Source organism: Amantichitinum ursilacus (assembly GCF_001294205.1).
GTDB classification, from domain to species: domain Bacteria; phylum Pseudomonadota; class Gammaproteobacteria; order Burkholderiales; family Chitinibacteraceae; genus Amantichitinum; species Amantichitinum ursilacus.
On sequence record NZ_LAQT01000001.1, the window covers coordinates 535,538 to 549,287 of the forward strand.

Here is a 13,750-nt window from a genome sequence, read left to right on the forward strand (position 1 = left end):
TTAAACAATGCTAAAGGCATAAACTGACAGAGTTTAGAACAACCCTGCATTGCTGAACAGGGCTTTCAAATGAATGTCTGATTGAAGCCCAGCCCCTGTATTAGTTGATAGAGCGCAAACAGGATTAGCAATATTCCTGCCGCACGCCTGACAAATTGCTTTCTAAGTAAGGAGCCTGTGGCGCTCGCGGCAAAGCCGATCAATAGCAGATTGGGCAATGTACCCAGGCCAAACACCAACATGGTTAATGCACCGCGGCCCGGGCTGCCGCTGGCCAAGGCACCCAGACTGGCAGTGTAGACCAAGCCACAGGGTAGCCACCCCCACAACGCGCCGATCAAAGGCGTCTGATACCAATGTCTGACCGGCAGCAGACGCGCCAGCAGCGGTTGCACCTTGCGCCAGACGGGCCGCCCGGCCATCTCCAGACGCGCCACCCAGGTCGACCAGCCAGCCATATACAGGCCCATGCCGATCAATAACAGATTAGCCAATACAAACAGGGCCGTTTTCAGCCCTTGTAATGAGATCAACGCAGGAATGGAACCGAGCGCGCCGGCCAGCACGCCAATCAAGGCATAGCCAGCGATGCGGCCGAAGTTAAAGCCGAGGTAATACTTGAGGCGCGGCCCGGGCGGCAGTTGCAGGCTAAAGGCGGTCACGATGCCGCCGCACATGCCAAAGCAATGGCCGCCGCCCAGCAAGCCCGCCAGGAAATACGCAAATAGATCAAGGTTGTGCAACATCAGGCCCTTGGGTAATACGCTCCGCGGCGTCAGTGCCGCGCACTTTACCTCAAACCAGGCGGGAATATCTGGCCTGGCTGCGCCCCAGTTGCAGGTGACGATCAAATACCATCGCAATCGAACGGATCAGCATGCGACCTTTGGCGCTGACCTGCAGGCTGCCTTTGGGTAACGGCAATGCCGAGATATTCAGCAGGCCATCTTCGGCGAGCGGCAGCAACGCCATCAGCTCGGCGGCAAAATAATCGGCAAAATCAATCTGCCATTTTTGCTCGAACGCGTTGACGTCCAGGCTGAATTGACACATCAGTTGCTGGATCGCATCGCGCCGCACCTGGTCGTCGTACGTGAGGGTGTAGCCACGGACGATGGGCAGCACGCCTGCGTCGAGTTTTGCGTAATACGCTTCCAGCGATTTTTCATTCTGCACAAAGCCCTGCGCCGGCTTGCCGATAGCGGAGACGCCGAAGGCAAACAGATCACAGTCGGCATAAGTGGAATAACCCTGAAAGTTGCGCTGCAAGGTGCCATTTTGCTGGGCTCGCGCCAGGTCGTCTTCGGGCAGCGCAAAGTGATCCATGCCGATATAGACGTAGCCCGCGTTGGTCAGCAGATGGATGGCGGCATCCAGAATGTCGAGTTTGGCCGCGGCAGGCGGCAGCGCCGCACCATCAATACGCCGTTGCGGCATAAAGCGTTCGGGCAAATGTGCGTAATTGTAGAGTGCGATCCGGTCAGGCCGCAGTGTCAGTACACGCTGCAATGTACGCGTTACGCTGGCGACGGTTTGATGGGGCAAACCATAGATCAGATCGATGCTGACCGAACTAAAACCGGCCTGACGGCCCGCGTCGATGACCATGCGGGTGATGTCTTCGCTTTGCACGCGATTGACGGCTTTTTGCACGATCGGGTCCAGATCCTGCACGCCCACGCTCATGCGGTTAAAGCCCTCGTGCGCCAGATGTTGTACACGTGCGGCCGTCAGTTCTCGCGGATCCAGCTCAATTGAAAACTCGCCGTCATCCTGCAAATCAAAATGCGTGCGCAGGATATTCATCACTTCGGTAATTTGCGCATCGGACAGAAAGGTGGGCGTGCCGCCGCCGAAATGAATCTGGCTGACGCGCGGCTTCTGAGGCAAAATGGCGGCCTGCAATTCAATCTCTTTGCGCAGGTATTCGATATAGATGGCCGCCCGGCTGCGATCCTTGGTGGCCACCTTGTTACAGCCGCAATAAAAACAGACCGTGTCGCAAAACGGCACGTGGATATACAGCGATGCCGGCCGCCCTGCACGGCTCGCCAGCTCGAGCGCCGCGCGCGCCAGCAGATCAGCGCCCTCTGCCGCGCTAATGGGTCCAAAGCGGTCTGCGGTGGGGTATGACGTGTAGCGCGGCCCATGACCATCGTATTTTTCGATCAGCGCGCGGTCGAATTCCACGCGCGACGTACAGGCCTGCGATTCCATTTGTCTCATCCACCTTGCATAAGCAAGCGATTGTGTCAGGATCAAACCAGAATTTTTTTGATCTAAATCAACAATTGCCAATTGTTCACTGTTGAATGTTCGTAAGTCGCGGCAGAATGCCATGTAGGGTCTAGTCCTACTTCGACCCGACCGCTAACCGAACCTCATCGACGAAGGCACTTATGCTCGCCCCCATCAAAATTCGTGACGCCAGCCTCAAGCAGATCCGCCACGCCTGCTCTAATTGCAGTCTGCGCGAACTATGCCTGCCCGTCGGACTTTCGCGCGACGAGATGAAACAAGTTGACCAATTGGTCACTCAGGGTCGCCCGATTCGTCGTGGGGAATATCTGTATCGGGCGGGCCAGCGTTTTCATTCCATCTACGCGGTACGGTTGGGTTTCTTCAAGACCAGCGTGATTTCGGAAGACGGGCGCGAGCAGGTCACCGGCTTTCATATGAATGGCGAGCTAATGGGGCTGGATGCGATCAGCACCACGCGCCACACCTGCGATGCAGTGGCATTGGAAGACGGGGAAATCTGTGAATTGCCGTTTGATGATTTCGAAAGCCTTGCGCGGCGCATCCCCGCGTTGCAGCACCATTTGTATCGGATGATGAGTCGCGAAATTGTGCGCGACCATGGCGTGATGCTGTTGCTAGGCAATATGAAGGCGGAAGAACGCATCGCGGCTTTCCTGCTAAATCTGTCGGAGCGTTTTGAACAGCGCGGCTATTCGCACAGCAGCTTTCATTTACGCATGACCCGGGAAGAGATCGGTAGCTATCTGGGGCTGAAACTGGAAACCGTCAGTCGCACCTTGTCGCGCTTTCAGGAACAAGGATTGGTGAAGGTGCAAAACCGCCTGATCAATCTGACTGATGAAGCCGGCTTGCGCCAATTGGTGTCGAGCTGCGTACGCGACTAGGCCTGCCGGACAGCCCGGGCGGTTGGCCCTCGTCCCGCGCCGCAAAGCAAAACGCCCCGTGCTGACGGGGCGTTGTTGTTTCTGGGGTAACCCGCGCGAATGTCGCCGGACTCAGGCCTTGGTATCGACCGAATTGCCCAGATTGGACGGATTGTTGTACTGCGGCTGCGGAATGGATTGCAGCAGGCTGACCGCGCCTTGTTGCTGCAAATCAAGCGCTTTGCGCAGCACATTGGTGCTGACCGATTCGCGCAAGGTCTGCGACGGCGCATCGCTTGCGGCGCTGGCTGCAGAACTAACCGCGGAGGACAAATCCATAAGAGGTCTCCCAAATGAGTCTGTAACAGTAAATGTCTTGGCAAACAGCCGCAAGTGCTTGACGACAAAGGGGCGTACACAGAGGTTGAAGTGCAGTGCCAACAGTACCCGCCGCCAGTGGTAAAATGCGCCGCATGAATACGCCCGCCTTTATCCATCTCCGCTTTCACTCCGAATTTTCTGTCACCGATGGCATCGTGCGCATCGATGACGCGGTGGCCCGCGCCAAAGCGCTGGGCATGCCCGCGCTCGGGATTGCCGATCTCAGCAACCTGTTTGGCTTGGTCAAACATTACAAAGCCTGCCGCAGCGCGGGTCTGAAGCCCATTGCCGGCGTTGATGTCTGGATCGAAAACGACGAGGACCTCAACAAGCCATTCCGCGTGCAGTTGATCGCCAAAGATCGTAATGGCTATGGCCGTTTGTGCGAATTGTTAACCCGCGCCTTCCTTGAAAACCAGAGCCGCGGCAAGGCCGAAGTGCGCAAGGAATGGTTGGATAGCGGCGACAACAGCGGTCTGATCTGCCTGTCGGGCGCACACATGGGCGAAGTGGGTGTGGCTTTGCTCAACGGCAATTACGAGCAAGCAAAGTTACTGGCGCAATGGTGGCAGCGCCGCTTTGCCGGCGCCTTTTACCTGGAACTGCAACGCACCGGTAAGCCCGAATGCGAGCCGTCGGTGCAGGGCCATCTCGACTTGGCGGTCGAACTTGATTTGCCCGTCGTCGCCACGCATCCGATCCAGTTTATGGATCAGGATGATTTCAAGGCGCACGAAGCGCGCACCTGCATTGCCGAAGGTTATGTGGTCAACGACAAACGTCGTCCGCGTCTGTTTACCGAAGAACAGTATTTCAAGACGCCGGAACAGATGGCGCAACTGTTTGAAGATGTGCCTGAAGCGCTGGCCAATACGGTTGGCATTGCACAGCGCTGTAATTTGCAGATTGTGCTGGGCAAAAACTTCTTGCCGCTGTTCCCCACTCCCGACGGCATGACGCTGGACGATTTTCTGGTGCATCAGGCCAAAGAAGGCCTGGAGCAACGTCTCGTCGCGCTCTACCCGGACGCCGCCCAACGCGATGCCGAGCGTCCGCGCTATCAGGATCGGCTCAAGTTCGAGACGGACACCATCATCCAGATGGGCTTTCCCGGCTACTTCTTGATCGTGGCGGACTTTATCGTCTGGGCCAAACACAACGGCTGCCCGGTTGGGCCCGGCCGGGGTTCTGGCGCTGGCTCGCTGGTCGCCTATTCGCTGGGCATTACTGACATCGATCCAACGGCTTACGCGCTGCTGTTCGAGCGGTTTCTTAACCCCGAACGCGTTTCGATGCCCGACTTCGATATCGACTTTTGCCAGGATAACCGCTGGCGCGTCATCGAATACGTGCGCGGCAAATATGGCGCAGAGGCCGTCAGCCAGATTGCCACGTTCGGTACGATGGCCGCCAAGGCCGTAGTGCGCGACGTCGGCCGCGTGCTCGATCTGCCGTATATGTTCTGCGACGGCCTGTCCAAGCTGATTCCGGCCGCACCAGGCAAGCAATACAGCCTGGATGACGCGGTCGAGATGGTGCCCGAGCTGGCCGAGCGCGTTAAAAACGAAGAAGAAGTGTCCGAGCTGTGGATTCTGGCCAAAAAGCTGGAGGGCTTGACGCGCAATATCGGCATGCACGCGGGTGGCGTATTGATTGCGCCGGGCCAGATCACCGATTTCTGCCCGGTGTACCAGGCGGGAGGCGCCGATTCTTCGCCCGTCTCTATGCTGGATAAAGACGACGTCGAGCAAGTCGGCCTGGTCAAATTCGACTTTTTGGGCCTGCGCAACTTGACGATTATCGAGTTGGCGCTGCAGTACATCAAACAGCAAACCGGCGAATATCTGGATTTGATGAGCCTGGGCTTTGGCGATCAGGCGGCGTATCAGGTTTTCCGCGACGCCAACACCACTGCGGTATTCCAGGTGGAGTCGGACGGTATGAAACGGCTGCTGGAAAAACTGCAGCCCGACCGTTTTGAAGACATCATCGCTGTGCTTGCGCTGTATCGGCCGGGCCCGTTGGGCTCGGGCATGGTCGACACGTTTATCAACCGTAAAAAAGGTCTGGAGCAGCCGGACTACTTCCACCCCGATCTGGAAGCGTGCCTGGAGCCCACTTACGGCGTGATCGTGTATCAAGAGCAGGTGATGCAGATTTCGCAGATTATCGGCGGCTATACGCTCGGTGGCGCGGATATGCTGCGCCGGGCCATGGGCAAGAAAAAGCCCGAAGAAATGGCCAAGCACCGCGTTACCATCGCGGAAGGCGCCGCCAAAAAAGGCTACGACCCGCAGCTGGCCGAGCATCTGTTCGATTTGATGACCAAGTTTGCCGAGTACGGCTTCAACAAATCGCACACGGCTGCTTACGCCGTTGTCTCGTATCACACGGCCTGGCTAAAGGCGCATCACACCGCTGCATTTATGGCCGCCACCATGAGTTCGGAACTGGATAACACCGACCAGCTCAAGGTGTTTTACGACGATTGCGTCGAGAAAAACAAACTCGAAATCCTGCCGCCTGACGTTAATGCCAGCGTCTATCGCTTTGTTCCAGTGGGCAAAAAGCAGATTCGCTACGCTTTGGGCGCGATCAAGGGCGTGGGTGAAGGCGCGGTCAATATGATTGTGGCTGAGCGCACCGAGAACGGTCCGTTTAAAGACCTGTATGACTTCTGCATGCGTACCGACAAGAAGGAAGTCAACAAACGCGTGATCGAGGCCTTGATCCGCGGCGGCGCATTCGACGCGCTGGAACCCAACCGCGCACAACTGCTCGCCAACGTCGAACAAGCGATGAGCCTGGCCGAACACGCGGCCGCCAATGCCAATCAGGGCAGCCTGTTTGATGTGTTCGAGCCGTCGGCTGCGCCCACCGTGGAATGGATTACCGCGCCCGCATGGGATGACAAAACGCGGCTGGCCGAAGAAAAGCCTGCGATTGGCTTCTATCTATCGGGCCACCCGTTTGATGCTTATGCCAAGGACGTCAAATCATTTATCAAAACACGGCTGGATCGCTTGCAGCCTACGCGCACCAAAGACACGCAATTTATTGCCGGGATCGTGATCGGCGTGCGCGTCAAAAATGGTGATCGCGGTCGCATGGCGTTTGTGACGTTGGATGACGGCTGGGCCAAGCAGGATGTGACCGTGTATTCCGAGGTGTACGAGGCCAACCGCACCAAGTTCACTGAAGACGCCCTGCTGGTGATTGCCGGCAAGATCAGCGAAGACCGCTTTTCGGGCGGTTTGCGCGTGATTGCCGATGGCGTGATGGATATCGCCGAGGCGCGCAGCCAGTTTGCCCGCGCGCTGACGCTCAAGTTCAACGGCAATGCCGATGCAGCGCGTTTGCAGCAAGTGCTCGATACTCACTCGGGCGGCCAATGCCCGGTGGAAATCGAATATCACAACGCCAACGCGCGCTGCAAACTGGAGCTGGGCCGCAGTTGGCAAGTTACCTTGCATGACGAGTTGGTCGACAAGCTCAAAACATGGCTGGGCAACGATGCGGTTTCGGTGCGTTTCCAGTAAACCAAAGCACAAAAAGGGGACGCGCGTCCCCTTTTCGTTTTGCGATCAAAGACTCAGTTTTTTAAATCGATGCACCAAATGGACGCCGCCATCATCCACGCAAACCTGCCATTCCGGCGCGCCTTACACGCCGAAATAAACGCTGGCTACACCGGTTTCCCTATTCGGCAAAACCCTGGCTTGTATTGGCCACGCCGCGCGTCCAGCATTCAGCACAAATACAACCATCTCACGCAATCCGTCGGAGCCAGACATGGATGAAGAACTGAAAAAACAAGCCCTCGATTATCACCGCTGGCCCCGCCCCGGCAAGATCCAGGTCATGCCCACCAAAGGTCTGGCCAGCCAGCGGGATCTGGCGCTGGCTTATTCGCCCGGCGTGGCGGCGGCATGTATGGCCATCGTCGAAGACCCGGCCGAAGCGCGCAATATGACTGCCCGCGGCAATCTGGTGGCCGTGGTCACCAACGGCACCGCCGTGCTGGGCCTGGGCAATATTGGCCCCCTTGCCGGTAAGCCGGTAATGGAAGGCAAAGGCGTGCTGTTTAAAAAGTTTGCCGGTATCGACGTGTTCGATATCGAAATCAATGAAAACGACCCGGACAAGCTGGTTGAAGTCATCGCCGCACTCGAACCTACGTTTGGCGGCATCAACCTTGAAGACATCAAGGCACCGGAATGCTTTGTAGTCGAAAGCAAACTACGCGAACGCATGAAGATTCCGGTGTTCCATGATGACCAGCACGGCACCGCCATCATCGTGGGCGCCGCGGTCAAAAACGGCCTGCGTCTGGTTAGCAAGAAAATCGAGGAAGTAACGCTGGTGTGTTCCGGCGCGGGCGCTGCAGCGATTGCGTGTCTGGATTTGCTGGTCTCGCTGGGCATGCGCCGCGAAAACATCCTGGTGTGCGATTCCAAAGGGGTGATCTGGCAAGGCCGTGACGAAAAAATGGACCCCACCAAGGCCCGTTACGCGCGCGACACACCGCATCGCAGCGTGGGCGACGCCATGGACCAGGTGGATATTTTCCTCGGCTTGTCTGGCCCGGGCGCGGTGTCGCAAGACATGATCAAGCGCATGGCGCGCCAGCCGCTGATTCTGGCGCTGGCCAATCCCGACCCGGAAATCACCCCGCCCGACGCTCACGCCATCCGCCCGGATGCGATTGTGTGTACCGGCCGCTCGGACTATCCGAACCAGGTTAATAACGTACTGTGCTTCCCGTTTATCTTCCGCGGCGCGCTGGATGTCGGCGCCACCACCATCAACGAAGAGATGAAGCTGGCTGCCGTGCACGCGATTGCCGATCTGGCGCACGCCGAGCAATCCGATGTGGTAGCGGAAGCTTATGCCAACGAAGACCTGCATTTTGGCCCGGATTATCTGATTCCCAAGCCGTTTGATCCGCGCCTGATTATCAAGATTGCCCCGGCTGTGGCGCAGGCCGCCATGGATACCGGCGTGGCCAGCCGCCCGATCACCGACATCCCCAATTACGTGGAAGAGCTGACCCAGTTCGTCTACAAATCCAACTTGTTCATGCGCCCGGTATTCAACGCCGCGCGCAAGGCCAGCAAGCGCGTGGCGTATTGCGAAGGCGAAGACCAGCGCGTGCTGCACGCCGCGCAAGAAGTGGTGGATATGAAGCTGGCGCGCCCGATTCTGATCGGCCGTCCGCAAATCATCCTCAAGCGCATCGAGCAGCTCGGCCTGCGTATGGTGGAAGGCCGTGATTTCGAGATTTGCAACCAGGATAGCGATCCGCGTTATCGCGATTACTGGACGCAATACCACCAACTGATGATGCGCAAAGGCGTATCGGAAGAACAAGCGCAACTGGAAGTACGCAGCAAGCCCACGCTGATTGGCGCGCTGATGGTCAAGCGTGGCGATGCGGACGCCATGATCTGCGGCACGCAAGGCCGTTATCACATGCACCACTGGTATGTGCAGAACGTGCTGTGTCCCAGCCAGGGCAAAGCCACCACCGCCGCGATGAACGCGCTGCTGCTGCCCACCGGCAACATCTTTATCGCCGATACCTACGTCAACCAGGATCCGACCGCTGAACAGCTGGCCGATATCACTCTGATGGCCGCCGAGGCCGTGCGCAACTTTGGCATCGTGCCAAAGGTGGCGCTGTTGTCGCACAGCAGCTTTGGCTCGGTGGACTCACCGTCAGCGCACAAGATGCAGCAAACGCTGACCTTGGTGCGTGAACGTGCGCCCGATCTGGAAATTGAAGGCGAAATGCATGGCGACGCCGCATTGTCGGGCGAGGTTCGTAATCGCGTGTTCCCGCAGTCGCAGCTGAAAGGCGAAGCCAATGTGCTGATCATGCCTAACCTGGATGCCGCCAATATCTCGTTTAACCTGCTGAAGATGACCGCGGGCGAAGGCGTAACGGTGGGCCCGATCCTGCTGGGTATTGCAGCACCGGCCCACATCCTGACGCCGACGGCATCGGTGCGCCGTCTGGTGAACATGACTGCGCTGGCCGCCGTCGAGGCTGCCAAGCACGAACTGGCCACACCGCAAGTGCGTTAAACCCGGCGGGAACGAAACACGGCGCGATCCGCTCAACCGGACTCGCGCCGTTTTTTTTGAAGCGTAGCGTGTAGCATGCGGCGCAGACGCAGCGAGGAGACGACAAACCATGAGCGAATTCAATCCGGCCGATCCATTCGGCTTTTTTAGCCAGTTTCTGAACCCCGGCGCGGCCCCGACCACGCCCAACCCGTTTCTGCCCCCGCTGAAAGAAGAAGAGATCGAGCAAAAGCTGGCCGAGCTGCAAGTGGTGGAGCAATGGATGACCATGCAACTGGGCATGCTGCAAATGACGCGCAAGACGCTGGAAATGCAGAAAGCCGGGCTGGCCGCGATGCGTCAGGGGCTTGATCCTAACCCATCTTCCGGAGGGCGTTGATTTGCCTGCTGTATTAACGAAGTCCCTGCCCGGCTGGTGCATTGTTGCGCTGGCTGGACTATTGATTCTGGCGGGTTGCGCCACGCCGCCTGCCACTCCACCGACGCCCACGCCCACGCCGACCGAGCCCACCAAACCCGCGCCGTTAACCTACCAGCCCGGCAACTGGACCGATTTGCCCGCCGCCAGCGACGCCGATCTGGTCAATGGCTTTGCAGCCTGGCGCAATGGTTGCAGCAAGCTGGCCCGCAATGAAGTCTGGTCCGCGCCGTGCAAAGCTGCGGCCGAGGTCAGCCTGGATGCCGTCAGCGTGCGCGCCTTTATGCAGGCCAATCTACAACCGTATGCCCTGCAAAACCCCGACGGCAGCCAGAACGGTTTGATTACCGGTTATTACGAACCCATCTATCCAGGCAGCCTGACGCGCACCGCCAAAGCCGTGGTGCCGGTGTATGCGGTGCCCGATGATCTGATCACGGTGCAGCTGGACGACGTGTACCCCGAGCTGAAAGGCAAGCGGCTGCGCGGCCGCCTGCAGGGCAAAAAGCTGGTGGCATATCCTGATGCCGCCGCCATCGGTGCGAGCGGTCTGAACACCGCGCCGGTATTGGCATGGCTGGAAAATCCGATGGATTTACAGTTTCTGCAAATCCAGGGTTCGGGGCGCGTGCGGCTGGCCGATGGCAGCCAGTTGCGTCTGGCCTATGCCGACCAGAATGGCCGCCCGTTCAAGCCCATCGGTCGCTGGCTGATTGAACAGAAAGAGCTGAAGTCCGGCGAGGTTAGCATGCAGGCGATCCGTGGCTGGGCGCAGCAGCACCCGGATCGCATCAACCAGATGTTGGGCAGCAATCCTAGCTATGTGTTTTTCCGGACGCTGCCGCCCGCCAATGAAGGCCCGCAAGGCGCGCTGGCGGTGCCGTTAACCGCAGGCTATTCGGTGGCGATCGATCCGAAGGCGGTGCCGCTGGGCAGTATGTTGTGGCTGGCGACGACGCGGCCGGATACCGGTGCGGCGCTGCAAGGGCCGATGGCGGCGCAGGATACCGGTGGCGCCATCAATGGCAATGTGCGCGCGGATTTGTTCTGGGGCACCGGCGACGCGGCAGGGGAAGTCGCGGGCAAGACCAAACAGAGCGGCAAGATCTGGTTGTTGTGGCCCAAGGGAGCGGCGTTGCCGCTGGCACCTTCGGTTAATTGAGGGTCCGTTGTTGCATGGGTCGGCCGCCAGATGTGCGCTGCTCTAAAGTAGTCGTGCTGCATCGAAAAGTACGCCGTCCTGTATCCGGCGACAAACTCCCTCCGACAGCGCACTCGCGCCGCGCGCCCGTTGAGCGCGCGGCGATTTGAAATGCGCTCAAAGGCATCAAAAGGCGCGGCCAGCTTGACCGTCGCGTCCGCCTTGGGCAAGATTGACGCCACTTTTCCAACTGCTCACGCACCCTCCTTTCAAAATGGCATTTCACTCCAACGAAATCTGGCTCGAATGGCGATGGCGACGCTGGTGAACCCGGCCGCAAGCCCATTGCATTGTTCATCCCATTGATTCGTTCGGAGTTGCATCATGCTCACGCGTGACCAGTTTGCAGCGCTCGCTGCGCAAGGCTACAACCGTATTCCCGTCGTTCTCGAACTGTTTGCCGATCTCGATACCCCGCTGTCGGTGTATCTGAAGCTGGCCAACAAGCCGTATTCCTATCTGCTGGAATCAGTAGTCGGCGGCGAACGTTTTGGCCGCTATTCATTTATCGGCCTGCCCGCCCGCACTCGCCTTACCGTCACAGGCGAACACGTGGACGTCATCCATAACGGCAAGGTTGTCGAACAACACGACGGCAACCCGCTCGATTTTATTCATAGCTATCAGGGCCGCTTTAAAGCCGCCGTCCCTACCGGCATGCCGCGCTTTATGGGTGGCCTGGTTGGTTATTTTGGTTATGAAACCATCCGCTTTATCGAACGCAAACTGGCGCATGTCGAAAAGCCCGACGTGATTGGCGCGCCTGATATCCAGTTGCTGCTGTCCGAAGAACTGGCCGTGGTCGACAACCTGTCGGGCAAGCTGTTGCTGGTGGTCTACGCCGACCCGGCCCAATCTGAAGCGTACGAGAAAGCCCAAGCGCGCTTGTGGGAACTGCGCATGAAGTTGCGCGAACCCGCGCCGATGCCGCTGCAAGGCCCGGCCGAACGCGTGACCACGCCCAATTCTGAATTTGGCGAAAGTGCGTTTAAAGACGCCGTACTCAAAGCCAAGGATTACATCAAAGATGGCGATGTGATGCAGGTGGTGCTGTCGCAGCGCATGCAACTGCCCTTTAACGAATCGCCGCTGTCCTTGTACCGTGCACTGCGTTCGCTGAACCCGTCGCCGTATATGTTTTTCTATCACTTCGACGATATGCATATCGTCGGCGCGTCGCCCGAGATTCTGGTGCGCCTTGAGGGCGAAACCATTACCGTGCGCCCGATTGCCGGCACCCGTCCGCGCGGCAAAACGCGTGAAGAAGATGTGGCGCTGGCCGAAGAATTGCTGGCCGACCCCAAGGAAATTGCTGAACACGTCATGCTGATGGATCTGGGCCGTAACGACACCGGCCGCGTGGCGCAAACCGGCAGCGTGAAAGTGCAAGATCGCATGACCATCGAACGTTATTCGCACGTGATGCATATCGTATCCAGCGTCGAAGGCAAGCTCAAACCTGGCCTGAGCGCCATCGATGTGCTGAAAGCTACCTTCCCGGCTGGCACGGTATCGGGCGCGCCCAAGGTGCGGGCGATGGAGATCATCGACGAACTAGAACCGAGCAAGCGCGGCATCTACGCCGGTGCGGTCGGTTATCTCGGCTTTAATGGCGATATGGATGTGGCCATTGCGCTGCGTACCGCCGTCGTCAAGAACGACACGCTGTATATGCAGGCTGGGGCAGGCATCGTGGCCGATTCGGTGCCTGAGAGCGAATGGCAAGAAACGCTGAACAAGGCCCGCGCCGTGCTGCGCGCCGCCGAGTTGGTGCAACGCGGGCTGGACGCATGATGCGGCAATTTGCGGCGGCGGCCCCAACCCACCCATCGCGCGTGCCCGCGCCGCGATGGCGGGCCTGCGCCTGATTGTGCCTTGCCGCATCGCGCCGCGATGTGGCACTTGCTCGCGGTCGACCCCTACGACTGCCCGTTCCGGAATTTGCTAGAAAGGTGACCAGCCATGCTGCTGATGATCGACAACTACGACTCTTTTACTTACAACCTGGTGCAATACTTTGGCGAGCTGAAACAAGACGTTGTGGTGCACCGCAACGACGAAATCAGCCTTGCGCAAATCGAAGAACTCGACCCGCAATACATCGTCGTGTCACCCGGCCCGTGTTTTCCGCATGAAGCCGGTATTTCAATCGACGCCATCAAACACTTTGCCGGCAAGAAACCGATCATGGGCGTGTGCCTGGGTCATCAAGCCATCGGCGAAGCCTTCGGCGGCAAGATCATCCACGCCAAAACGCTGATGCATGGCAAGACGTCGCCGGTGGAACACACCGATGTGGGCATGTTCCACCAACTGCCCTCGCCGTTTATTGCCACGCGCTATCACTCGCTGGTTATCGAGCGCGAAAGCCTGCCCGATTGCCTCGAAGTAACCGCCTGGACCGACGACGGCGAAATCATGGGCGTGCGCCACAAAACGCTGCCGATCGAAGGCGTGCAATTTCACCCCGAATCGATCCTGACCGAACACGGTCATCAAATGCTGGAAAACTTCCTGCGTGAGTGGGCCTGACGCCAC

10 protein-coding genes are annotated in these 13,750 nt (G+C 58.5%); 7 read left to right on the forward strand and 3 right to left on the reverse strand.

The annotated features are described in order from the left end of the window. Nucleotides 1-65: 65 nt before the first annotated feature. Nucleotides 66-746, reverse strand: coding sequence for a sulfite exporter TauE/SafE family protein (locus tag WG78_RS02215; protein ID WP_053936129.1), 681 nt, complete (start codon nucleotides 744-746; stop codon nucleotides 66-68). 49 nt (nucleotides 747-795) lie between these two features. Beyond that, nucleotides 796-2,217 (reverse strand): oxygen-independent coproporphyrinogen III oxidase, encoded by a 1,422-nt coding sequence (gene hemN / locus WG78_RS02220; RefSeq protein ID WP_152969021.1) that lies wholly within the window; start codon nucleotides 2,215-2,217, stop codon nucleotides 796-798. Nucleotides 2,218-2,399: 182 nt separating this feature from the next. Between hemN and fnr the strand changes: the two genes are divergently transcribed. Next, the gene (fnr, locus tag WG78_RS02225; RefSeq protein ID WP_053936131.1) at nucleotides 2,400-3,146 is read left to right on the forward strand and encodes a fumarate/nitrate reduction transcriptional regulator Fnr; all 747 of its coding nucleotides are present in this window, start codon (nucleotides 2,400-2,402) and stop codon (nucleotides 3,144-3,146) included. 111 nt (nucleotides 3,147-3,257) lie between these two features. Here the strand turns inward: fnr and WG78_RS02230 are convergent, their stop codons facing one another. Then, nucleotides 3,258-3,464, reverse strand: a complete 207-nt coding sequence (locus WG78_RS02230) for a YjfB family protein (protein WP_053936132.1) — start codon at nucleotides 3,462-3,464, stop codon at nucleotides 3,258-3,260. A 134-nt stretch (nucleotides 3,465-3,598) separates the two neighbouring features. Here WG78_RS02230 and dnaE point away from each other — a divergent pair, with 134 nt between their 5' ends. The 6 genes from dnaE (at nucleotide 3,599) to WG78_RS02260 (ending at nucleotide 13,744) form a co-directional block, all read left to right on the forward strand. Continuing rightward, nucleotides 3,599-7,045 (forward strand): DNA polymerase III subunit alpha, encoded by a 3,447-nt coding sequence (dnaE, locus tag WG78_RS02235; protein WP_053936199.1) that lies wholly within the window; start codon nucleotides 3,599-3,601, stop codon nucleotides 7,043-7,045. A 253-nt stretch (nucleotides 7,046-7,298) separates the two neighbouring features. Further along, a complete protein-coding gene (locus WG78_RS02240) occupies nucleotides 7,299-9,593 on the forward strand; it encodes an NADP-dependent malic enzyme (protein WP_053936133.1) in 2,295 nt (764 codons plus the stop codon). Nucleotides 9,594-9,702: 109 nt separating this feature from the next. Next, complete coding sequence (locus WG78_RS02245) at nucleotides 9,703-9,972, forward strand: PhaM family polyhydroxyalkanoate granule multifunctional regulatory protein (RefSeq protein WP_053936134.1); 270 nt, start codon at nucleotides 9,703-9,705, stop codon at nucleotides 9,970-9,972. 1 nt (nucleotide 9,973) lies between these two features. Continuing rightward, nucleotides 9,974-11,173 (forward strand): murein transglycosylase A, encoded by a 1,200-nt coding sequence (mltA, locus tag WG78_RS02250; protein WP_053936135.1) that lies wholly within the window; start codon nucleotides 9,974-9,976, stop codon nucleotides 11,171-11,173. Nucleotides 11,174-11,536: 363 nt separating this feature from the next. Next, the gene (gene trpE / locus WG78_RS02255; RefSeq protein WP_053936136.1) at nucleotides 11,537-13,006 is read left to right on the forward strand and encodes an anthranilate synthase component I; all 1,470 of its coding nucleotides are present in this window, start codon (nucleotides 11,537-11,539) and stop codon (nucleotides 13,004-13,006) included. A 168-nt stretch (nucleotides 13,007-13,174) separates the two neighbouring features. Next, complete coding sequence (locus WG78_RS02260; protein ID WP_053936137.1) at nucleotides 13,175-13,744, forward strand: anthranilate synthase component II; 570 nt, start codon at nucleotides 13,175-13,177, stop codon at nucleotides 13,742-13,744. Nucleotides 13,745-13,750 lie beyond the last annotated feature (6 nt).